19 protein-coding genes are annotated in these 23,058 nt (G+C 47.4%); all 19 read right to left on the bottom strand.

The window, feature by feature from the left end:
- Positions 1–150: 150 nt before the first annotated feature.
- The 19 genes from dut to NOM90_RS10175 all read right to left on the bottom strand — a co-directional run bounded on the left by dut (position 151) and on the right by NOM90_RS10175 (position 23,016).
- Positions 151–603, bottom strand: coding sequence for a dUTP diphosphatase (gene dut, locus NOM90_RS10265; protein WP_370866586.1), 453 nt, complete (start codon positions 601–603; stop codon positions 151–153).
- Positions 575–1,840, bottom strand: a complete 1,266-nt coding sequence (locus NOM90_RS10260) for a M16 family metallopeptidase (protein WP_255941758.1) — start codon at positions 1,838–1,840, stop codon at positions 575–577. The genes dut and NOM90_RS10260 overlap by 29 nt, the downstream gene beginning before the upstream one ends.
- A 166-nt stretch (positions 1,841–2,006) precedes the next feature.
- Entirely contained in the window at positions 2,007–4,109 is a 2,103-nt protein-coding gene (locus tag NOM90_RS10255) for a polyribonucleotide nucleotidyltransferase (RefSeq protein WP_255941756.1), read from the bottom strand.
- 162 nt (positions 4,110–4,271) lie between these two features.
- A complete protein-coding gene (rpsO, locus tag NOM90_RS10250) occupies positions 4,272–4,541 on the bottom strand; it encodes a 30S ribosomal protein S15 (protein ID WP_255941754.1) in 270 nt (89 codons plus the stop codon).
- A 184-nt stretch (positions 4,542–4,725) separates the two neighbouring features.
- Positions 4,726–5,667 carry a bifunctional riboflavin kinase/FAD synthetase gene (locus NOM90_RS10245; protein ID WP_255941752.1) on the bottom strand — a complete coding sequence of 314 codons (942 nt, stop codon included), beginning with the start codon at positions 5,665–5,667 and terminating at the stop codon, positions 4,726–4,728.
- Positions 5,668–5,736: 69 nt separating this feature from the next.
- Entirely contained in the window at positions 5,737–6,651 is a 915-nt protein-coding gene (truB, locus tag NOM90_RS10240; protein ID WP_255941750.1) for a tRNA pseudouridine(55) synthase TruB, read from the bottom strand.
- Positions 6,648–7,622 carry a DHH family phosphoesterase gene (locus NOM90_RS10235; RefSeq protein WP_255941749.1) on the bottom strand — a complete coding sequence of 325 codons (975 nt, stop codon included), beginning with the start codon at positions 7,620–7,622 and terminating at the stop codon, positions 6,648–6,650. Before NOM90_RS10235 ends, truB begins: the two co-directional genes overlap by 4 nt.
- On the bottom strand, positions 7,609–8,007 hold the full coding sequence (gene rbfA / locus NOM90_RS10230) for a 30S ribosome-binding factor RbfA (protein WP_255941747.1): 399 nt from the start codon (positions 8,005–8,007) through the stop codon (positions 7,609–7,611). The genes NOM90_RS10235 and rbfA overlap by 14 nt, the downstream gene beginning before the upstream one ends.
- A 17-nt stretch (positions 8,008–8,024) precedes the next feature.
- Positions 8,025–10,451 (bottom strand): translation initiation factor IF-2, encoded by a 2,427-nt coding sequence (infB, locus tag NOM90_RS10225; RefSeq protein WP_255941746.1) that lies wholly within the window; start codon positions 10,449–10,451, stop codon positions 8,025–8,027.
- Entirely contained in the window at positions 10,444–10,767 is a 324-nt protein-coding gene (locus NOM90_RS10220; RefSeq protein ID WP_255941744.1) for a L7Ae/L30e/S12e/Gadd45 family ribosomal protein, read from the bottom strand. Before NOM90_RS10220 ends, infB begins: the two co-directional genes overlap by 8 nt.
- Positions 10,760–11,071, bottom strand: coding sequence for an RNase P modulator RnpM (rnpM, locus tag NOM90_RS10215; RefSeq protein WP_255941743.1), 312 nt, complete (start codon positions 11,069–11,071; stop codon positions 10,760–10,762). Before rnpM ends, NOM90_RS10220 begins: the two co-directional genes overlap by 8 nt.
- Positions 11,072–11,128: 57 nt before the next feature.
- The gene (gene nusA, locus NOM90_RS10210) at positions 11,129–12,226 is read right to left on the bottom strand and encodes a transcription termination factor NusA (protein ID WP_255941742.1); all 1,098 of its coding nucleotides are present in this window, start codon (positions 12,224–12,226) and stop codon (positions 11,129–11,131) included.
- Between the two features lie 35 nt (positions 12,227–12,261).
- The gene (rimP, locus tag NOM90_RS10205) at positions 12,262–12,723 is read right to left on the bottom strand and encodes a ribosome maturation factor RimP (RefSeq protein ID WP_255941740.1); all 462 of its coding nucleotides are present in this window, start codon (positions 12,721–12,723) and stop codon (positions 12,262–12,264) included.
- A gap of 206 nt (positions 12,724–12,929) precedes the next feature.
- Positions 12,930–17,261 carry a PolC-type DNA polymerase III gene (locus tag NOM90_RS10200; RefSeq protein WP_255941738.1) on the bottom strand — a complete coding sequence of 1,444 codons (4,332 nt, stop codon included), beginning with the start codon at positions 17,259–17,261 and terminating at the stop codon, positions 12,930–12,932.
- 109 nt (positions 17,262–17,370) lie between these two features.
- Positions 17,371–18,828: a proline--tRNA ligase gene (proS, locus tag NOM90_RS10195; RefSeq protein ID WP_255941736.1), complete on the bottom strand. Its 1,458-nt coding sequence runs from the start codon at positions 18,826–18,828 to the stop codon at positions 17,371–17,373.
- Between the two features lie 39 nt (positions 18,829–18,867).
- Positions 18,868–20,154 (bottom strand): RIP metalloprotease RseP, encoded by a 1,287-nt coding sequence (gene rseP / locus NOM90_RS10190; RefSeq protein WP_255941734.1) that lies wholly within the window; start codon positions 20,152–20,154, stop codon positions 18,868–18,870.
- Positions 20,155–20,217: 63 nt separating this feature from the next.
- A complete protein-coding gene (locus NOM90_RS10185; protein ID WP_255941732.1) occupies positions 20,218–21,354 on the bottom strand; it encodes a 1-deoxy-D-xylulose-5-phosphate reductoisomerase in 1,137 nt (378 codons plus the stop codon).
- Between the two features lie 56 nt (positions 21,355–21,410).
- Positions 21,411–22,211, bottom strand: coding sequence for a phosphatidate cytidylyltransferase (locus NOM90_RS10180; RefSeq protein ID WP_255941730.1), 801 nt, complete (start codon positions 22,209–22,211; stop codon positions 21,411–21,413).
- 28 nt (positions 22,212–22,239) lie between these two features.
- Complete coding sequence (locus tag NOM90_RS10175; RefSeq protein ID WP_255941728.1) at positions 22,240–23,016, bottom strand: undecaprenyl pyrophosphate synthase; 777 nt, start codon at positions 23,014–23,016, stop codon at positions 22,240–22,242.
- Positions 23,017–23,058: the final 42 nt, after the last annotated feature.

Here is a 23,058-nt window from a genome sequence, read left to right as displayed (position 1 = left end):
ATCGCTAAACATCAAGGTTTGCATTGTGATTATCATAGTTTGTATCGGTTTAAAATGCAAGACATTGACGTAGGATGTTAGCCTCAGACAAGCCAAAAAAGCCCACGGTCTCTTCACTGAGAAAAGGCCGCGGCTTTTTGCACCATTATTTTATTTACCGGTATGACCGAAGCCGCCCTCGCCGCGAACCGTTTCCGATAACTCTTCCACTTCGGTCAGCATCGTATCCGGTACTTCTTGAAAGACCATCTGCGCAATCCGCTCGCCGCGTGCAATGGTAAACGGCTCTTGTCCCAGATTAATAAGCAGCACTTTGATTTCACCGCGGTAATCCGCATCAATTGTACCCGGTGTGTTCAAGCACGTAATACCGTGTTTGAAAGCCAGCCCGCTACGCGGACGAATTTGCGCTTCCAGACCACCCGGCATTGCAATTGCGATCCCTGTCGGAACCAGTGTCCGCTGCATCGGTTCGAGGACAATCGGTTCAAGCACGGAGGCTTGTAGATCGTATCCTGCGGCAAGTTCTGTCATTTTACGCGGCAAAGCCAAATCTTCATTTCCTGGAAATCTTTTAATTTGTACGAGGTGTGACAAGTTCATCTCTCCTTAAAGCATTAATCTCACGATCCGAATTGCCGACCATCGCAACAGCGAAAGGTTGTGCAAATAAATGATCCAGGGCAAGCCGGACATCTTTTTCCGTAACAGCTTCGATCTTGGCAATCGTATCATCGATACTTTCGTGACGCCCCAGCATGATTTCATTTTTGCCTAACCGATTCATCCGGCTGCCGCTACCTTCAAGCCCCATGATCAGACTGCCTTTCAGCTGTTGTTTGCCTTTGAAAATTTCGGATTCGCTAAGCCCGTTCATCTGGACATCTTGCAAGACTTCACGCGTCAATGCCAATACGTCAGCCGTTTGTTTCGGTGCAGTTCCTGCATAGATCGTAAAGTAGCCGCTATCGATATGCGAACTATGATACGAATATACGGAATATGCCAAACCTCTTTTTTCGCGAATTTCTTGGAACAACTTCGAACTCATGCCGCCGCCTATCGAATTGTTGAGAAGTGCCATCGCGTATTGACGAGGATCATCGTAACCGAATCCTTGAAAAGCGAAGCAAATATGATTTTGTTCCGTTTTCTTTTTTCGATACACGAGTCCGCCGTTGAAGGACGGTTCGGTCATGATCGAATCCGCTCCGCGGCGATCAAGCGAACCGAAATGTTGCTCTAAAAGCTCGCGAATATTTTCGCCCAGATTGCCGGCAATCGCCAAAATGGTATTATCGATCGTATATCTTTCGTACATAAAATCGATCAAATGCTCGGAAGACATTCCTGCTAAATGTTCTTGCGTACCCAAGATGGGCATCGCGAGCGCATCGCCTTCATAAGCCGCTTCAACAATCAGATCGTGTACCAGATCATCGGGATCATCCAAATACATCGCAATTTCTTCGAAGATCACATTTTTTTCTCGCGTCAATTCTTCCGGATCGAACTTCGAATTGAAAAACATATCGGCTAGCGTATCCATCGCAATCGGCAAATGTTCATCCAATACTTTGGCGTAATAGCTCGTATATTCTTTTGAAGTAAACGCGTTAACGTTGCCTCCGATCGCATCGAATTGTTCGGCAATTTCTCTCGCGTTGTAACGATCTGTGCCTTTGAATAACATATGCTCGATAAAATGCGAGATTCCGTTATTGACTTGTGTTTCGTTTCGAGATCCGTTTTTGACCCAAATCCCAAATGAGACAGAGCGCGAACCCGGGATGTGTTCAGCCACCACTCGCAGCCCGTTACTCAATGTATATTTTTCCAAAGCGTATTTCCCTCCCGTACACTTCTCTTCTACATTTATAGGAAGATGCAATCTCTATCCTAACAAACTTTTTCCAAGCACTCAATTGTCCATCCCATACGTATACGAAAAAAAGAGCCAGAAACGAATTCTGACTCTTGTCGATTCACGATTCAAAAAAGAAGGATTAAGATTGAGCCGGTGTGCTATTGCTCAGCAGCACTTTGTGCGACAAATTCACTCGTCCTTGTGCATCAATCTCAGTGACTTTAACTTGTAGTTTATCGCCAACGTTCACGACGTCTTCGACTTTCGCTACACGCTCTGCAGAAAGTTGCGAGATGTGTACCAGACCGTCTTTACCTGGAATCAACTCGACGAAAGCGCCGAATTTCTCAACGCGGCGAACGGTACCTTCGTACACTTCGCCAACCGCAACTTCACGAACGATATTTTGAATGATCTCGGAAGCTTTGTTGATCATATCTTCGTCGTTCGAAGCGATAAATACGCGACCGTCTTGTTCGATATCGATCTTAACGCCAGTTTCTTCGATGATTTTGTTGATGATTTTGCCGCCTGCTCCGATTACATCGCGGATTTTATCCGGCTTGATGTTGATCGTCATGATCTTAGGCGCATATTTCGACATTTTTTCTCTTGGCGTCTGAATCGCTTGAAGCATTTGCTCCAAGATATGCATACGACCTTCGCGCGCTTGCGTCAATGCTTCGGACAAAATCTCGCGGCTGATGCCGTCGATTTTGATATCCATTTGAATCGCAGTTACGCCGTCTTTGGTTCCTGCCACTTTAAAGTCCATATCGCCGAGGTGATCTTCCATCCCTTGAATATCGGACAAGATCGATACGTGGTCGCCGTCTTTGATCAGACCCATCGCAACACCTGCAACAGGAGCTTTCAAAGGTACGCCGGCATCCATCATCGCAAGTGTGCTTGCGCAAATACTTGCTTGTGAAGTCGAACCGTTCGATTCCAATACTTCAGATACGAGACGAATGGTATAAGGGAATTCGGTTTCCGAAGGAATAACTTTCATCAGTGCACGCTCACCCAGTGCTCCGTGTCCGATCTCGCGGCGACCTGGAGGTCTAAGTGGACGAGCTTCGCCTACGCTGAACGGCGGGAAGTTATAATGGTGCATGAAGCGCTTCGTTTCTTCAGGAGCAACGCCGTCGAGCATTTGCGCATCGCCAAGTACACCCAGTGTACAAATGCTAAGTGCTTGCGTTTGTCCACGTGTGAACAGACCCGAACCGTGAACGCGTGGCAGCAAAGCAACATCCGAGCTGATCGGACGAATTTCAGCAAGACCACGTCCGTCTGGACGCACTTTGTCATGCGTGATCAAACGACGTACTTCTTCTTTTACGATATCATGCAGGATTTCTTTGACATCATCCAACTTGTCTGGAGTTTCCAGGTACAATTCGGAGAAATGGGCAATCGCTTCGTCGCTGACTGCGTCGATCGCATCTTGACGAGCATGTTTTTCTTCGATGCGAACAGCTTCAACCAGACGCGATGCTGCAAAAGCACGTACCGCTTCGTTAACTTCAGTATCCACTGCATGCAGTTTCACTTCCATTTTCGGTTTGCCGGCTTTTTCTACGAGTTCATTGATGGAAGCAACGATTTCTTTGATTGCATCATGACCGAACATGATTGCTTCAAGCATCACTTCTTCCGGTACTTCGTTACCTTCTGCTTCTACCATCATGATCGCGTCTTTTGTACCCGCTACAACCAGATACAGATCGCTTTGATCTTGTTGAGAAAGCGTTGGGTTAACAACGAACTGACCTTCTACGCGTCCAACGGCTACGCCGCCAATCGGTCCGTCAAAAGGAACGTCGGAAATGCTCAGCGCTGCGGAAGTTCCGATCATTGCTGCGATTTGCGGTTCGTTGTCTTGATCGACACTCATGACGATATTTTGAATTTGAACGTCGTTGCGGAATCCTTCCGGGAACAACGGACGAATCGGACGGTCGGTTAAGCGGCTAGCGAGGATCGCTTTTTCGCTTGGACGTCCTTCACGTTTAATAAATCCGCCTGGAATTTTGCCGACTGCGTACATTCTTTCTTCGTAGTTTACAGTCAAAGGGAAGAAGTCCAAGTCTTTCGGTTGGTTCGAAGCCGTTACCGTACAAAGAACGACCGTTTCGCCGTAATGAACCATGACTGCTGCATTGGCTTGTTTAGCTAGACGACCCGTTTTTAACGTTAGGGTACGTCCCCCAAGTTGCATTTCTACTTGCTGTTCCATGAAATTCCTCCTTGAATCGTGTTTGTTTCTTCATTTATAAGTATTAGGGAGATAACCTTTATATAGAGATCCTAGATTACAAAAACAACCCAGTTGTTGCCGTCGGCTCCAAAAAAGACCATACGGTTCACAACCAGGCTGCTTGTGTAAATCTTTTTAATTTTAGCGACGCAGGCCGAGTTTTTCGATCAGTGCGCTATAACGTCTAACATCGTTGTTTTTCAGGTAAGCCAGCAGTCTACGACGTTGACCGACCATTTTCAGAAGACCGCGACGCGAGTGGTGATCTTTCTTGTGCGTACGCAGGTGATCCGTCAGGTTGACGATGTTTTGTGTCAGAATTGCAACTTGAACCTCCGGTGATCCTGTGTCGGATTCGTGAGTTCTGTGCTCCTCGATCAATTGCTGTTTACGTTCTTGTGTTAATGCCATCCTTTTCACCTCCTAATAAATTAGCAAAGCCAATCCCCATAAGCCTCGTATCGGCCGGTGAAAGCCAGAAACCAAGCCTTGGTTCAGTCACTTACGCCATGCGTAAGCAACGTAGAATAGTATATCAAAAGTTTCGTAAAAAGTAAACGACCTTTAATAAAAAGTATATACGGTCGACTTCAAACTAAGCATCCAAAATTCGGCGAGCTTCTTCTGCATCTTTGGCGATCTGGGCGACTAATTCATCAATGCCCGAAAACTTTCGTTCAGGACGAATATATTGCACGATATCGATCCAGACTTCTTCGCCGTAGATGCTGCGATCAAAGTCGAAGATATGCGTTTCAAAAGTCGGCTTAATCGTTCCGTCGGTGAAAGTGGGTTTGACGCCCGTGTTCATGACGCCTCCAAACACTTCATCGCCGATTCCGAATCGAACCGCATACACTCCTTTTGCAGGAGCTACGTATTTTGAAGACATACCGACATTCGCTGTTGGAAACCCGATCGTTCTGCCTCGTTTATCTCCGTCCACGACCGTTCCACGCACGCGGTAAGGACGTCCCAATAAACGCTGCGCCGTCTCTGGGTCTCCAGCTTTTAACGCGGCACGGATACGTGAACTCGCTACTTTTTCGTCATTGAGCAAAAAAGGAGCTACTGTTGCCACTTCGATCTTCCCGCCGCTCAGCGGATTAAGTGTTGCCGGGTTGCCTTCGCCCATGTGCCCGAAGCGGAAATCGAATCCGACAACAGCTGTCGATACTTGTAGCGGAAGCAACACATTATTGACGAAATCGAACGGCGACACTTTTGAAAATTCAGGTGTAAATTCGCCGACATATAGATAATCTACACCAAGTTCTTCTAAAATCTGTTTTTTATCGCCGAGTGGCGTCAGATAGCCTTCGTAATCACCTTTCCCCATGACTTCTTTCGGATGAGGATGGAAGGTGAGTACTGCGACCGGCAATTGGAGGCTGCGTCCCAGTTCAAGCGCACGCTTGATGACACTGACATGTCCAAGATGAAGACCGTCAAATTGTCCGATTGCCATGACCTGCTGCTGAACAGGGAATTGTTCTCCGATCCCGATTAAAGGATAAGTTAGCGTTATCGTCTTCATTTTTCGATCACCTGCATTTTTCGTCGTATTATCGCTCGATCTCTACTTCATCTGTACGCAATGATAACTTTAAGGCAAAAATACTTTAACCGGAACGACTTTTTCAACTTCTGCGTCCCATTTATAAATACCGATAAAACGGTCATCCGGTGCATACAATCGAAATTCACGCTGTGCACCTTCTACAGAAGGAAGAACTGCCCAAGCGGATAGTTTTTGTCCACGCAGCGCATTTTCCAATCGGCTTTCATCGACGACATGTTCGGGAAGATGTACAGCCGCTTTATCTGATTTGATCAACGCATCGGCAAGAGTACCGTCTTCGACTTTTTCCGCAATTTCTTCAAAAGTGAGACAGCCGTCTAAACCGATGCCCGCAGATAATGTCCGCTCCAGTTTTGCCATTGTAGACGGTACGCCTAATTTCGCGCCGAGATCTACGCAAAGCGTACGGATATACGTCCCTTTGGAACATAAAACACGCAAAGAAACTTCTGGCTGATCGCCAGGTTCAAATCCGGTAACTTCCAATTCATGAATCACAACTTCACGCGCTTTACGTTCGACCGTTTTGCCTTCCCGAGCCAATTCGTAAAGTCGTTTCCCATTGATCTTAATTGCCGAATACATCGGCGGCGTCTGCATAATCGGACCGATAAAGTCTGTTAACGCTTCGCGCACTTGTTCTTCGGTAATTCCGGTCTGCGCCATTTCTTCGATGACGGTACCTGTTAAATCTTCGGTGTCTGTTGCGATGCCAAATTTCAGTACAGCGCGATATTCTTTGGGCATTTCTTGCAAGTATTCGACCATACGCGTTGCACGTCCCAAGCAAAGAGGAAGTACTCCGGTTACAGAAGGATCAAGTGTCCCGGTATGACCGATTCGTTTCATTTTAAGCAATCGCCGGCATTTGGCAACGACGTCGTGAGAAGTCATGCCTGCGGGCTTATATACCGGCAGTACGCCGTCAAAATCGTTCATAGCGATTGTTTGATCCTTTCAATCACGAGATGCGTCACTTCAGCAAGCGTACCTTCCAGGCGACAGCCTGCTGCGCGTATATGCCCGCCGCCGCCGAATCCAGCAGCAATTGCAGCTACATCAACTTTGCCTGCCGAGCGCATACTGGCTTTGACTGCATTTTCGTTAATGACTTTGAATAAAACGCCTACTTCTACGCCTTGAATATTGCGCGGGTAGTTGACGATTCCTTCCAAATCTTCGTTCGATGCTCCGGTCTGAATCATATGCTCAGGTGTCACATGAACCCAAGCCACTTGATGATCGTCTGACATTTCAAGCGTACTTAACGCCAAAGTCAACACGTCAAATTGCGGCTTCGTCAATTGCTCCAACAGCGAGTCTGCAAGGTCCGGACCATTCACACCAAGCTCAAGCAAGTGCGAAGCAATCTGCATGACTTTGGGCGATGTGCTGGAATAACGGAAACCTCCTGTATCGGTCAAAATACCGGTGTATAACATTTCCGCAACCGGACGATCCCAAGACACATCGAACACGGTCAACAAATCGTATAAGATTTCGGCTGTTGCCGCTGCATCAGCTTTAATCAACGTCTGTGTTCCGTAACGGTCGTTGGTTGGATGATGATCGATGTTAAGCATATTTCCTTCTTCGATCCATTCGGAAACGAGCCCAACTCGCTTATAATCCGCGCAGTCCACACAAATCACATTACTGTAAGTACGTGTACGATCTGTCATACTCATATCCAAAATTTGCGAAGCGCCTTCCATATAGGTCATACGCTCAGGGATCGGCCCTTCGTTAATCATTGTGAAGGTCTTCCCCAAACGCGAGAGAAGCCAGCCCACCGCAAGGGTAGAACTGACTGCATCTCCGTCGGGCTGTACGTGCGCCACGACCAGGAAGTCATCGTGCTGTTCGATAAAACGCTTCGCATCGATCAATTCCTGCTCATAGGTCACCATCGCCGTCTCCTTTATGCTCTTGTTTGGCTTTGTCTGGTTCATCTTCCGACTTGATCTGTCCAAGTAACGTCTCGATCTTGTTGCCGTATGCGATCGATTCGTCGAGGTGGAAGAACAATGCTGGTGTATGACGCAAACGAATCCGTTTGCCGATTTCAGTGCGTAGGAAACCTGTTGCTTTTGTAATACCGGTAAGCGATTGTTTCTTCTGATCTTCATCGCCGAAAATACTCAGGTATACGTTCGCTTCGGACAGATCGCCCGTCACCTCAACGTCAGTGACGGTCACAAATCCGATCCGCGGGTCTTTCACTTCGCTCTGAATCATCTGGCTGAGTTCTTTTTTAATCTCTTCTCCAACTCTGCCAACTCTAATTTTCGCCATCTTTTTTCACCTCGCTTTTAGCGCTCGACAGCTTCCATCACGTAGGCTTCGATGATGTCGCCTTCTTTGATATCGTTGTAATCGAGCGTAATTCCGCACTCATAGCCTTGAGACACTTCTTTTGCGTCATCTTTGTAGCGTTTGAGCGAGTCAATCTTACCTTCATAGATCACGATGCCGCCACGGATCAGACGAGCTTCCGCGTTGCGCGCGATTTTACCTTGAATAACCATCGAGCCTGCGATTACGCCGACTTTGGTAACTTTGAACGTGCTGCGAACTTCGGCTTGACCGATAACCGTTTCTTTGAAAATCGGATCGAGCATGCCTTTCATCGCTTGTTCGATTTCTTCGATCACGTTGTAGATAACGCGATGCAGACGAATATCGACTTTTTCTTGCTCTGCTGTCAACGAAGCTTGGTTATCTGGACGAACGTTGAATCCGATTACGATCGCATTCGAAGCCGCCGCCAAAATAATATCCGATTCGTTGATTGCACCGGCGCCACTGTGAATGATCTTAACGCGAACGCCTTCGACTTCGATCTTCGCAAGCGATCCTTTGAGCGCTTCGACCGAACCTTGAACGTCACCTTTGATAATCACATTGAGATCTTTGATCTCGCCGTCTTTAATATGCTTGAACAGATCGTCAAGCGTAACGCGAGTGTTCGCACCCATATCCGATTCACGTTGTGTGATCGAACGTTTGTCTGCGATACTGCGAGCTTTACGCTCATCTTCGAAGACCATAAACGGATCGCCCGCTTGTGGCACTTCCGTCAGACCCGTGATTTCGACTGGAGTCGAAGGGCCAGCTTCCTTCAATCGACGACCTTTATCATTTACCATCGCACGTACACGTCCGAAACAGTTACCTGCTACGAAAGCATCGCCGACTTTCAATGTACCGTGTTGAACCAAGATACGAGCCACAGGGCCGCGTCCTTTGTCCAGCTCGGCTTCGATCACTGTACCGCGAGCACGTTTGTCTGGGTTCGCTTGATAATCGTTGACCTCGGCTACGAGCAAGATCATTTCAAGCAGACCTTCCAGACCCATACGTTGTTTAGCGGATACGTTAACGAAGATGGTGTCGCCGCCCCACTCTTCCGGTACCAGACCATACTCTGTCAATTCTTGTTTGACGCGGTCCGGATCAGCACCCGGTTTGTCGATTTTGTTTACCGCTACGATAATTGGCAAGTTTGCCGCTTTCGCATGGTTAACCGCTTCGACGGTTTGTGGCATAACGCCGTCGTCTGCCGCTACAACGATGATTGTAATATCGGTAACTTGCGCACCGCGAGCACGCATAGCTGTGAAAGCTTCGTGACCCGGAGTGTCCAAGAACGTAATTTTTTTGTGGTTGTTTTCAACTTGGTAAGCGCCGATATGTTGCGTGATACCGCCGGCTTCGCCGCCTGTTACGTTCGTCGAACGAATCGCATCCAGAAGCGTCGTTTTACCGTGATCGACGTGTCCCATGATCGTTACAACCGGAGGACGCTCTTTCAGATCAGCTTCTTCATCGGTTTCTTCGATCGTTTCAAAACGATCGTCTTCAACCGGGATTTTGATTTCAACTTCAACGCCAAAATCGCCTGCCAACAACTGAATCGTTTCCAAATCAAGTTCTTGGTTGATTGTTGCCATTACACCTAGCATAATCAGCTTTTTGATAACTTCCGAAGCATCTTTATGCAGAAGTTTTGCTGTTTCGCCAACGGTCATTGTACCGCGAACGATAATTTTCTTAGGTGTATTGTCGATTTTCTCTCTTGGCGGTTGGTTATTGCGGTTACCCCCGCGTCCACCTTTACCACGACCGCCTTGACCGCCGCGGAATCCACCACGGTTGTCGTCACGACGTTGTCCCGGACGTCCGCCTTGACCGCCGCTGCGTTGACCACCTTGGCCACCGCTGCGATTACCGCCTTGGCTACCTTGACCCCCTTGGCCTGTACCGCCGCTGCGGTTACCGCCATAGCTGCTGTTACTTGAAGAAGACGGACCACGGTTTTGCGAAGTCGTGCTTGCGGAGCGTTGTCCACCTTGACCACCGGATTGTGGACGGCTTTGACCGCCACCTACTGAAGAACTGCGGTTGCCCTGAGGACGGTTACCGCCTTGACTTTGCGACTGACTACTATTTGGAGTTTGAGGTTTATTATTCATACCTACCTGCTTTTCTTGTGAATTTTTTATTGGATTGTCACCGTTCGATTGCGGCTTGTTACTTGGAGATGCCGGCTGCGAAGCGTTCGACTTGATGCTTTTAAAAAATTGTTCCACTTTGCCAACTGCTTCCGGTTCCATCACACTCATATGATTGTTCACCGGCACTTCGAGCTTTTTCAAAATGGTAATAATTTCTTTGCTGCTCATGTCAAGCGATTTGGCGTATTCATAGACCCGAACTTTGTTTTCTGGTTTACTCAATATACTCCACCTCCGACGTTGTCCCCAGTTTCCTGCGGATCATGTCGGCAAATCCCTGTTCGGTTAATGCGAGCACAAGACGTTCCGGCTTACCGATACTGGCGCCTAGCCGCTCTCGGTCAAAACCAACAAGCAGGGGAATGCCGTATGAAGCGCATTTGTCGCGAAACTTTTTTTGGGTGTTGGGTGAGGCGTCGCCGGCCAAAACGACTAATTTGGCTTCACGCGACCGGATAGCTTTGGTGACCAATTCGTCTCCGCTGACCATTTTCCCGGCACGCATTGCCAGCCCCAGTCCCGAAAGCTCATTATTCATCGTCTGTTTGTCTCTCCTGATTTTCACGGAATTGTTGTTCGACCTCGATAAAATCTCGAGCGAGTTGTTCATAGATTTCAGCCGGTACAGGCTTTTTCAACGCACGATCAAGCGACTTGTTTTTTTGAGCAAGCTTAAAACAGTCCGCATCCGCGCGCAGATAAGCACCTCTACCGGATTTTTTGCCTGTCAGGTCAATCTCGATACGATCGTCCGGAGTGCGGACAATACGGATCAATTCCTTTTTCGGCAACATTTCTTGGCTAGCTACGCATTTACGCAGCGGCACTTTTTTGGTTTTCATCTTAACGCCCCCGCTTTCGCTTACGACAGCTGATCCGTCGATGATCTAAATTCGCGATTAATCGATAGAAACGGAGTCTTGCGGCATTTCGCCATCGTAAGTACGTTCTCTGCCGAATTCTTCTTCGGCTTGAGTTTCACTTTTGATGTCGATCTTCCAGCCGGTCAATTTGGCAGCCAAACGCGCATTTTGACCTTTGATCCCAATTGCCAGAGACAATTGATAATCCGGCACGATAACGCGAGCCATTTTCTCAGCTTCGAACACTTCGACTTCGATTACTTTAGAAGGGCTTAACGCGTTCGCTACATACTCTTCTACGCTCTCGGAGTAATTTACGATATCGATCTTTTCACCGCGAAGTTCGTTCACGATCGTTTGTACGCGAATCCCTTTCGGACCTACGCAAGAACCGACCGGATCTACTTCTGGATTTCGGGAATATACCGCGATCTTCGAACGGAAACCGGCTTCACGAGCGACCGATTTGATTTCGACAACACCGTCGAAGATTTCCGGCACTTCAAGCTCGAACAGACGCTTAAGCAATCCTGGATGCGTACGAGACAAAATGATTTGAGGACCTTTTGTCGTATTCTCGACTTTGGTGATATAGCCTTTGATCCGTTCGTTATGCGCGAACTTCTCGCCCGGCATCAGTTCAGTCAATGGCATAGCTGCCTCAATCTTGCCTAGATCCACATACAAGTTGCGGGCATCCATACGTTGCACCGTTCCCGTTACGATATCTTCGGTTTTGTCTACAAAAGCGTTGTAGATCAGACCGCGTTCCGCTTCGCGGATACGCTGCGTCACGACTTGCTTCGCCGTTTGCGCCGCAATACGTCCGAAATCGCGAGGTGTAACTTCAAGCTCCGCAATATCGTCGATTTGCAGATGCGGGTTGATTTCTCGCGCATTTTCCAGCGAAATCTCTGTACGTTCGTCCAGAACTTCCTCTGCTACCAATTTGCGCGCATATACTTTAATTACCCCAGTATTGCGATTCATATCCACACGAACATTTTGAGCTGTATTAAAGTTGCGTTTGTAACTTGAGATCAAAGCTGCCTCGATCGCTTCGAAAAGCACCTCTTTGCTAATCCCTCTATCGCGCTCCAGCTCATTTAAAGCTTCAATGAAATCCGTACTCATTTGCCCAACGCTCCCCCTTTCAAGGACTATCTATATTAGAAAATAATGGCCAGTCTGGCGCTAGCGACCTTGTCGTAAGGTACAGCTGCCTGTTTCTTGCCGAACGCGATTACAAGCTCTCCGTTTTCAAACGAAAGCAGTTTGCCCTCAAATTCTTTGGACCCACTGATCGGTTCGTAAGTCGTCACGAAAACGTCTTTGCCGACTGCCTTCAGCACGTCTTCCGCTTTTTTGAGCGGACGTTCAGCTCCGGGCGAAGAAACTTCCAGGAAGTACGCTTCTTCAATCGGGTCGTTTTCATCCAATTTCTGGCTCATGTACTCGCTGATCTGCCCGCAGTCGTCAATATCGATGCCGCCTTCTTTGTCTACGTAAACGCGAAGGAAATAATTGCTGCCTTCCTTAACGTATTCTACGTCGACCAGTTCAAAACCCTGTTCGTTCAAATAAGGTTCGATCATCTCTTCTACGGTTGTTTTAATGTTCGGTGTGCTCAAGCATTCACCCTCCAAGCGTTATCTAGTTCCGTCCGCTAGGGCGGCGCAGAAGATATCAGCCCAAAAGTAAAGAGTGGGTTTCCCCACTCTCTACACAAAGTTCTATCTCCCACTGTGTCTAACTCCAAAATCCTATAGATATTGTACCACAAGACCGTAATGGTGACAAGTACAAGGGCTTTACAAAGCGCGTCGTTACGCTCTTTTTAGAACAACGAAAGCTGATTGCTTTCAGGCAAACCACGGAAACAACCGAGCTGTCCAAGCAATTCAATGATCGTTTTCGAAGCTTTCGATTTTTGCTGGAAATCTTCGATAGACAAGAATTCACCATGATCGCGAGCCGCTGCTACACCTTTCGCTGCATTTTCGCCAAGACCGGCTAAAGCAGAGAACGGGAAGATCAGGCTGGACTCGTCCACGATAAATTTATGCGCATCCGAACGATACAAATCGATAGATTTGAACGTAAATCCGCGTGCGGTCATTTCCAGTGCCATTTCCAAAATCGGCAACATCGCTTTTTCTTTCGGTTGCGCTTGGAATCCTTTTTGCTCAATCTCTACGATTTTGCGTCCGATCGCTTCGTATCCTTGACAGAACAACTCGATATCAAAGTCGGCAGCACGAACCGAGAAATACGTCGCATAATATTCGATCGGATGATAAAGCTTGAAGTAGGCGGTACGTACCGCCGAAATAACATAAGCGGCCGCGTGGGCTTTAGGGAACATGTACTGGATTTTCAGACAAGAATCGATGTACCAGTTCGGCACTTTGCAGCGCTTCATTTCGTCAATCCATTCTTGCGGAAGCCCTTTGCCTTTACGTACGCTTTCTGTGATTTTGAAGGCGAGTCCCGCATCCATGTCGGCTTTGTAGATCAAGAACAACATAATATCGTCCCGACAACCGATTACGGTTTTGATGTTACACGTTCCGTTTTTGATCAACTGATCGGCATTGCCCAGCCAAACTCCGGTACCGTGAGACAATCCGGAAATTTGAAGTAAATCGGCAAAACTCGAAGGTTTGGCTTCGATCAACATTTGACGTACGAATTTTGTTCCCATCTCGGGTACGCCGTATGTCGCTACTGGAGTACGAATCTGCTCTGGCGTAACGCCAAGCGCATCCGTCGAATTAAACATGCTCATCACTTTGGGATCGTTCATCGGAATCGAGGTTGGATCAACCCCGGTCAAGTCTTGCAACATCCGCATCATGGTCGGATCATCGTGCCCCAGAATATCGAGCTTAAGCAAGTTTTCGTCAAACGCGTGATAATCGAAATGGGTCGTTTTCCATTCGGCGTTCACATCGTCCGCAGGGAACTGCACCGGAGTAATATCTTCGATCTCCATATAATCCGGCAATACGACGATACCGCCCGGGTGCTGCCCGGTACTGCGCTTAACGCCGGTACAACCAGAAGCGAGACGGTTCAGTTCCGCAGAACGCCAACGTTTCTGATGTTCTTCTTCATACTTTTTCGCAAAACCAAATGCTGTTTTTTCCGCGACCGTACCGATCGTTCCTGCACGGAATACATTGTCGGGTCCAAACATGATTTTAGTAAAATTATGCGCTTGCGGCTGATATTCACCCGAGAAGTTCAAGTCGATATCGGGAACTTTGTCGCCTTTAAAACCTAGGAACGTCTCAAACGGAATATCGTGCCCTTCGCCAAGCATCATTGAATTGCAATTTGGACATTCTTTACTTGGCAAGTCGAATCCGCTACGCACGCTACCGTCCAAAAACCATTCGCTATGCCTACATTCCGGATTGCGGCACGTATAATGAGGCGGCAACGGATTAACTTCGGAAATCCCAAGGAACATCGCAACGACAGACGAACCGACCGAACCCCGAGAACCGACCAAATATCCGTCTTGATTGGACTTTTTCACAAGACGTTCGGAAATCAAATAGTTGGCGGAGAAGCCGAACTTGATGATTGGAACAAGTTCTTTTTCAAGCCTTGCGACAATGACTTCCGGCAATTCTTCTCCATACATTTGTTTGGCTGTATTGTAGCAGGTATCGCGAATTTCTTGATCGGCACCTTCAATAACTGGCGTATACAATTCCGAAGGGAATAAGGTGATTTCTTCGAAGCGATCCGCAAGTTCAGATGTGTTGGTGATCACCACTTCTTTTGCTTTTTCTTCGCCCAAAAATTTGAATTCTTCCAACATCTCTTCGGTTGTACGCAGATGCGCATCGGGTTTGTTTTGGTCTTTAAGCGGGCTAAAGCCTGTAATGCCGTGAATCGTAATATCCCGGTACATTTTGTCGCGTGGATCCAAATAGTGCGCATTGCCTGTCGCGACAACCGGTTTATTCAACTTGTTACCGATTTTGCATACTTTTTCGACTGCGATTTTGAGTTCTTCCGCGCTCCCTACCAGGCCTTTGTCCACCAGGTGCATATACATCGTAAGAGGTTGAATTTCGAGAATATCGTAAAAATTCGCAATATCTTCGGCTTCTTCGACCGTTTTGTTTAACACGGCTTCGAAAAATTCACCTTTTTCGCAACCGGACAAAATCAATAGCCCTTCGCGCATTTTTTCTAATTTCGATTTTGGAATACAAGGCACACGTTTGAAATGTTCGGTGTGCGACATCGAAATAAGTCGATACAGATTTTTTTTGCCGACATCATTCAGTGCATAGATCCCGCAGTGGAAAGGTCTCGCATTCGACAAATCTTTGCCGACGAAATCATTCAAACGGCTCAAGTTGTTCAAATTGCGTTCTTTCACGGCGTCTTCGATCAAACCGTTCAAAATGCCGCCTAAAGCAATCGTATCGTCGATCGCGCGGTGATGGCTTTCCAGCGAAACTTTATAACGGTTTGCCAATGTGTTCAACCGGTGATTTTTCATCGTTGGATGCAGCAATCTTGCCATCTCCAACGTATCCAATACCGGATTTTCCATTGGAGGCAAATCGAAGTTTTTGAGCGTCGCTTGAATAAAGCCAATATCGAATCTCGCGTTGTGCGCGACCAGAATCCCGTCTCCTGCAAATTCAACGAATTCGCGAATGACTTGATCGATCTCCGGTGCGCCCCGCACCATATCGTCCGTAATATTCGTCAATTGTTGAATATGGTAAGGAATTCGTTCATGCGGATCGACAAACGTCGAATAACGATCGGTTTCTTGACCGTCTTTCATTTTGACCGCCGCGATTTCGATAATTTTGTTTTGCGTGATCGACAAACCCGTGGTCTCGATATCGAATACGATATATTCCGCCGATTTCAATTCGCCTTCGCGAGGATTCAGCACGACCGCAACCGAATCATTCACGACATTGGCTTCTACGCCATAAATCATTTTGATGCCGTTCTTTTTCGCGGCTTTCGCTGCATCCGGGTAACATTGAACGCCGCCATGATCGGTAACCGCGATCGCTTTATGTCCCCATTTTGCCGCGCGTTTGACGTATTCTTCGATCGAACATACCGCGTCCATCGTACTCATTTTCGTATGCAGATGGAATTCGACGCGCTTTTCTTCCGCATTGTCTTGGCGAATCGGCGGTGACTTGATTTCCATCAGATCAGAAGGAATCATGACAAGTTCAGGAATTTGCATAAAGCGGTCCATCTCGACGCGTCCGCGAGCTTTCACCCATTTTCCGTTAGCCAGCAAACTCATGACTTTGAGATCGTCTTTGTTTTTCGCGAACATTTTCATTTGCAACGAATCGCTATAATCGGTCAGATAATACGTGAACAACGTACTTCCGTTACGAAGCTCTTTGCGATCCAGACCGAAAATCAGACCTTGAATCGTGACTTTCTTTTCTTCGTCTTGCAACGTTTGCAGCGGGATGGCTTCATCGCGAATATCGTAACCAATCTGGAGTTTGACAATCTCGCCACTTTCGTCTTCTTCGCCTGCGATAATCTCGGCATCGATCTCCGCCATCATTTTTTCGATAGCAGCTTGTTCGTCGCGTCTACGCATCTCGTCGAATTCGGCTTTGGCAGCTTGCGCCGCAGCTTCACCTTCGCCAACGTTCAACTTCACTTGCAATTGCAGCCCGAAATACTTGGCGTAAAAATCGGTCAAAGCGCGGTCGATATTGCGTTTGCGCCCAAGCTCGAGCGACATCGCATCGGCAAACGAAACCGTCGTCACATTCCCTTCGGTGACCGCTTGGGCACGCGCCATCCATCCGTTTACAGACGGAATCTCCCGCTGTGCCCACTCGATAAACAATTTCCAATACTCGGATACAATCTCGCTTTGACGATTTTCGCCCGTGTATTGAAACAAAAAACGAATTTTCGCAATATGTTTTAAACGCTCTTGAATCTGCAAACAAAATGTTCGATAGATTTGAGCCGGAACCAATGTGTCTTTGATCAGCACAATTTTCCAATCCCGATTCGAGCGACTGATTTCGACTTGATCAATATAGCCATCGTTAAAATAAGGGTCCGCCGCGCTAGCGGGCATCTCTGCCTGCTTCATCAGCAATTCAAGACGCTGCCTGCGCTCCGCCGTCTCACTCATCGTATGTCCCCCTTTTTGTTTCGTAAAAAGCGAAGAGCTTCCGCAGCGGGCAACGTTCTTCGCCTCGCCGCCGGAAGCTTCATTCCCGGTGTTACGTTGTGATTAAAAATTAATACGCTTTTGCAAAAACAACCGTATGTTTCGCAGCTTCTCCGCAAGCGACGCAAGTTGTTTTGTGTTCTTGTGGATCAAACGGAATATTACGGCTTGTTGCGCCTGTTTCGGCGCGAACGGTATCTTCACATGCTTCGCTTCCACACCATCCGGCTAAGAAGAATCCGCGTTTTTGTTCCATTTGCGTACGCATTTCGTCCAAGTTATCGACGGAATGGAAATGACTTGCGCGGAATTCGAGCGCACGCTCGAACATGCCTTTTTGTACATCGTCGAGCAATTGCTTCACTTCAGCTACGACATTGTCGAGCTGAACCGTCAATTTGTCGCCGCCCAGACGTGAAGCGAGTAGGCAAACGCCATTTTCGATATCGCGAGGTCCGATTTCAATACGTACCGGCACACCGCGCATTTCGTATTCATTGAATTTCCAACCTGGACGCACATCTGCACGATCATCCATATTCACGCGAATTCCTGCTGCTTTAAGTTCTGCAAACAAAGCATCTGCGCGTTCGATGACCATATCGCGCATTTTCGGCGGCCCAATTGGGATCAACACTACTTGTGTAGGTGCAACTTTTGGAGGAATGACAAGACCGCGATCATCACCGTGAGCCATAATCATCGAGCCGATCAGACGTGTGCTTGTTCCCCACGAAGTCGTATGGGTGAACTCCAGTTCGTTATCGCGGTTCAAATATTGAATTTCAAAAGCTTTCGCAAAGTTGGTTCCCATGTAGTGAGAAGTTCCGGCTTGTACCGCCTTGCCGTCTTTCATCATCGCTTCAATCGAATACGTGTCCATCGCACCCGCGAATTTTTCGGAAGGTGTTTTTTGACCCATAACGACCGGCATAGCCAAGAAGTCTTCTACGAAATCACGGTACAGTTCCAACATGCGCATAGTTTCTTCGCGTGCGTCTTGTTCGTTCTCATGCGCTGTATGGCCTTCTTGCCACAAAAACTCACTGGTACGCAAAAATGGCATTGTACGTTTTTCCCAACGCATTACGTTCGCCCACTGGTTAATCAGAACAGGTAGATCGCGGTACGATTTGATCCATTTTGCATACATATGACCAAACATCGTTTCCGAAGTCGGACGTACCGCAAGACGTTCTTCCAAAATATCGCCGCCTGCTTCAGTCACGAATGGAAGCTCTGGGTTGAATCCTTCAATATGCTCTTTTTCTTTTTGGAAAAAGCTTTCTGGAATCAACATCGGGAAGTAAGCGTTGCGGTGACCGGTTTCTTTGAAACGACGATCCATTTCTTGCTGAATATTTTCCCAGATTGCATAACCTTCAGGACGGAAAACGATACATCCGCGAACCGGTGCATAGTCCATCAGTTCCGCTTTTTTGATGACGTCGATATACCAACGGGAAAAATCTTCGCTTTGTGGAGTAATTTCTGTAACGAACTGCTTATCTTGTTTATCGCTTGCCATGTATGTCCCTCCGTTTATAGAAAAAGCCTTTTTATCTGTCTAGCCTTTAATAATGCGCAAAATATCGTTATACGTCACGGCGATCATGAGTAAGAAAATCAGACCAAAGCCGATAAAATGCACCATGCCTTCTTTGTTTGGATCGATCGGTCGTCTTCGGATCGCTTCGATTCCCAAGAAAATCAAACGACTTCCGTCAAGCATCGGAATCGGCAACAAGTTGAAGATCCCGAGGTTGATACTTACCAATGCTGTCCAAAGAATCATCTGATCGATGCCTTGGCTTGCGATTTCCCCAGTCGCTTGAAGCGTACCGACAGGCCCTGCCAATTGATTGATATCAAAACGTTCAAACACAAGTCTGCGCAATGCATCAAGAATTGCGGTGCTGCCGTTTTTGAACGATTCTCCAGCGAATTGGAATGTTTCTGTGAACGAAGCCGTACGCTTGAGTTTACTTAATTGAATCCCGACTTGCAGCACTTCGCTGCCATCTGCCGCTTTCACAAGCTTGGGCGTCACAGGAACTTCAACCGTCTGACCTCCACGCTCAACAGACATCTCGACTTCTTTGCCGCCCGATGCGTTGACCAATGAAGTGACTTTTGCAAGATCGCCATTCACGGCTTGTCCGTCAATCGATTGAATGATATCGCCTTTGACCAGATTAGACGAAGCGGCAGGAGTGCCTGCAACCACATCTGCAACTTCAATGCCTGTTGCTTTTTCATCCGGTACGCCAGCGACTTGTACGTAGATCAAAAACAAAACGAATGCCAAAACAAAGTTCATCAACGGGCCAGCAAAAATCGCCAGTGCGCGTTTGCCTACACTTTTACTGCGAAATTGACGGTCTTTTGGCGCAACTTGCAGTTCTTGACCGCGTGTTACGATGTCTGCTTTGCGATCGACTTCAAGTTTTTGCGTCTCGCCATCGACATTCAACAAAATTTGCATACGTTCTTCAATATCGATCTGTTCGATCTCGCCAATCACCACGTTACGACGATTATCCAATTGATCGAGATAGATCTTTTTGACGACGCCTTCCTCCGATAAACGAACCGCGATCGTTTGTCCGGGTTGAATCGGATCAAGTTCAGGATCTTCACCCGCCATCCGGGCATAACCGCCTAGCGGCAACAAACGAAGCGTGAACATCGTTTCGTCTCGTTTATACGAAAATAGCTTGGGGCCAAAGCCGATAGCAAACTCACGCACTAAGATCCCCGCGCGTTTTGCAAAATAATAATGCCCCCATTCGTGCACCGTAACGACAACAAAAAACATCAATACGGTTAACACGACGATCTGAAGTGTCATCATATCTAATCTGATCCTCCCTGTGGTTCACGCACCGATTGATCTACAGCAAGCAAGTTGACAATGTTATTGAGCAGAAATTTTTCTTGCCCAAAGATCGGCTTCGCGAATGGTATCCAAATCCGGATCGGCTATTGCGGTATGCTGCTGCATGACCTTTTCTAACGTATCTTCAATCTGCAAAAACGAAATTTCACGATTCAAAAAGCGAGCAACCGCCACTTCATTCGCAGCATTAAAGACAGTCGGTGCGGTTCCACCTATTCTACCACATTCGTAAGCCATCCTTAAACACGGGAACCGGTCAAAATCCATCTCTTGAAAATTCAATTTTCCGATTTGGGCTAGTGATAACCGATTAGATTTTAATGAGATACGATCCGGGTAGGTCAGTGCGTATTGAATCGGCACACGCATATCTGGATTGCCCAACTGGGCAATGATGCTCGTGTCTTCAAACTCTACAAACGAATGAATGATACTTTCCGGATGCAGCAGCACATTAATCTCGTCATAAGACAACCCAAACAACCAATGCGCTTCGATGACTTCCAGCCCTTTGTTGACCATCGTTGCCGAGTCGATCGTAATTTTGGCACCCATCGACCAGTTTGGATGTTTCAGTGCATCTTCTACGGTGACTTGAGACAATTGCTCACGTTTGAGATGGCGAAACGATCCTCCTGAAGCGGTCAACGTAATACTTGAAAGCCGATCTTTCGGTTCGCCGTTCAAACACTGAAAGATCGCAGAGTGTTCGCTGTCTACCGGAAGAATCGATACGCCTTTAGCTTGGGCACGTCGCATCACAATATGACCTGCTGTAACAAGCGTTTCTTTGTTCGCAAGCGCAATATGTTTGCCTTCGTCAATCGCAGCAAGTGTCGCAGGCAGTCCCATACTTCCAGTCACAGCTGTCACAACGGTATCTGCGTTCGTACCCGCTGCGATCTCAATCAACCCTTCGTCTCCGAAAAAGACTTGGACTCCGCTTGGCACTTGCGTTTTCAAGACTTCGGCAGCTTCTTTGGTTGCTACAGATACTTTAGAAGGCTTGAATTGCTGAATCTGCTCTAACAGCAAAGTGATATTGTTTCCGGCCGCCAAAGCTTCAATCTGAAAATGTTCGGGATGTTCCGCTACAACTTGCAGCGTCTGCGTACCGATCGAACCTGTAGAACCTAACAACGCTATTTTTTTCATTATGCGATTTGTCCCCTTCCTGCCTTTCTACCTTGTTCCGTTACTCACTTCCCGTACTAAAAAGGAAGTAAAAATAGGATATGTACGAAAGGAAATACAGCCAACCAACTATCGCAACGATCTAAAATGCCTCCGTGCCCCGGTAAAATGCTGCCGGAATCTTTGATTCCGTATGTTCTTTTGTAAGCCGATTGAATAAGGTCTCCCATCTGCCCTACTACGGAAGCCGCAAGTCCAATCAACATGCCTCGAACCGGATGAAGCAGTTCAGGGAACGCCAAGGAAAATCCGAGCGCGATAACGACTGCAATTAAAATGCCGCCAACCGCGCCTTCAATCGTTTTATTCGGGCTAATCGCAGGCCAAAGTTTGTTTTTACCAAACGCTTTACCTGTAAAGTAAGCTCCTGCATCACTGCCCCAAATGCTAAGCAGCAACAAAAAGGTCCAAAACAATCCGTGACCGTCAGGAGTTTCCCGCGAAGCGGCAATATAATAAAAACCTAAGCCGACATATACCGCTCCCAAAAAGAGCAGTGAAGCCTGCTTGATATTGATTTCGTTTTTGGTGAGTACTGTGGCACATAGCAGAAGGAGTAAAGCTAGCCAGATGGCATGTTGCGGTGGAATCGGAAAATTCAAATCCCATACTTGCCAAGGAAATGTCAAATACCCGACCGCCAGATACCCGATCCAAGCTTCCGCACGAAACGGAGCTCCTGTGCTCATTTTGGCAAACTCATAAAAGCCAACGAGTGCCATCAGCATAATCAACGCCGGGTATCCAAAGCCGCCCAGCACACACAGCCCTAAAAATAATACGCCCGCTACTACACCGGTTATTATTCGTTGTTTCACCGTTTCATCCTCCGTCCGGGCGACGCCGCTATTTCAAACCGCCGTATCTGCGTGTACGCCTTTGGTATTCGGCTACCGCTTCTCTCAGATGCTCTCTGCCAAATTCCGGCCAATACGCATCCGTAAACCATAACTCGCTATAAGCGATTTGCCATAACATAAAGTTACTGATACGAAGCTCGCCGCTCGTACGAATCAATAAATCCGGATCCGGCATATCCACACTTTGCAAATGTTTGGAAACCATATCTTGATCGATCTCTTCGACCTGAATTTCACCAGCTTCTACACGTTTGGCAATCTCTCGAATGCCTTCAACCATTTCTCTTCGCGCTCCATAATTCAAAGCAAAGTTCAGAACCAGCCCTGTATTATTTTGAGTGCGAGCTGTCGCTTCACGCATCGCTTTTAGAGTATGTTCCGGCAAATTTTCCATATTGCCCATCATACGCACTTGTACATTTTTTTCGATTAACTCTTCAAGTTCCAGAGCCAAAAACTCTTGCGGCAGCCGCATTAAAAAATCAACTTCTTCTTTGGGCCTGCTCCAATTTTCTGTAGAGAAGGCATACAGCGTGAGATAACGAACACCCAACTCATCCGCAGCGACTGTAGCCCTTTTAACGGCTTTCATCCCGCTTTGATGACCGACGATTCGCGGCATACCGCGCTTTTTCGCCCATCGTCCATTACCGTCCATAATAATCGCGATATGCTGCGGTACGTTATCTAGTGACGGCTCGGTTGTTTGGGACGTCTGCTCGCGTTCTTTTGAACCGATCCACGAGCGAAACCGATTTATCATGTTTTCTCCTCCATGCTTCAGCTCCCGAAAATGTCCCAAAAA

It is taken from the genome of Saccharibacillus sp. JS10, assembly GCF_024436065.1.
Taxonomy (GTDB): Bacteria; Bacillota; Bacilli; order Paenibacillales; family Paenibacillaceae; genus Saccharibacillus.
Note: the sequence above shows the minus strand (reverse complement) of the source record. Positions and strands in the feature narration are given on the sequence as shown.

Coding starts and splice junctions, on each gene's coding strand:
- dut (WP_370866586.1), bottom strand. CDS start 603: ATGAACTTGTCACACCTCGTACAAATTAAAAGATTTCCAGGAAATGAA.
- NOM90_RS10255 (WP_255941756.1), bottom strand. CDS start 4,109: ATGGAACAGCAAGTAGAAATGCAACTTGGGGGACGTACCCTAACGTTA.
- rpsO (WP_255941754.1), bottom strand. CDS start 4,541: ATGGCATTAACACAAGAACGTAAACAGCAATTGATCGAGGAGCACAGA.
- NOM90_RS10245 (WP_255941752.1), bottom strand. CDS start 5,667: ATGAAGACGATAACGCTAACTTATCCTTTAATCGGGATCGGAGAACAA.
- truB (WP_255941750.1), bottom strand. CDS start 6,651: ATGAACGATTTTGACGGCGTACTGCCGGTATATAAGCCCGCAGGCATG.
- NOM90_RS10235 (WP_255941749.1), bottom strand. CDS start 7,622: ATGGTGACCTATGAGCAGGAATTGATCGATGCGAAGCGTTTTATCGAA.
- rbfA (WP_255941747.1), bottom strand. CDS start 8,007: ATGGCGAAAATTAGAGTTGGCAGAGTTGGAGAAGAGATTAAAAAAGAA.
- NOM90_RS10220 (WP_255941744.1), bottom strand. CDS start 10,767: ATGAATAATGAGCTTTCGGGACTGGGGCTGGCAATGCGTGCCGGGAAA.
- rnpM (WP_255941743.1), bottom strand. CDS start 11,071: ATGAAAACCAAAAAAGTGCCGCTGCGTAAATGCGTAGCTAGCCAAGAA.
- nusA (WP_255941742.1), bottom strand. CDS start 12,226: ATGAGTACGGATTTCATTGAAGCTTTAAATGAGCTGGAGCGCGATAGA.
- NOM90_RS10200 (WP_255941738.1), bottom strand. CDS start 17,261: ATGAGTGAGACGGCGGAGCGCAGGCAGCGTCTTGAATTGCTGATGAAG.
- proS (WP_255941736.1), bottom strand. CDS start 18,828: ATGGCAAGCGATAAACAAGATAAGCAGTTCGTTACAGAAATTACTCCA.
- rseP (WP_255941734.1), bottom strand. CDS start 20,154: ATGATGACACTTCAGATCGTCGTGTTAACCGTATTGATGTTTTTTGTT.
- NOM90_RS10185 (WP_255941732.1), bottom strand. CDS start 21,354: ATGAAAAAAATAGCGTTGTTAGGTTCTACAGGTTCGATCGGTACGCAG.
- NOM90_RS10175 (WP_255941728.1), bottom strand. CDS start 23,016: ATGATAAATCGGTTTCGCTCGTGGATCGGTTCAAAAGAACGCGAGCAG.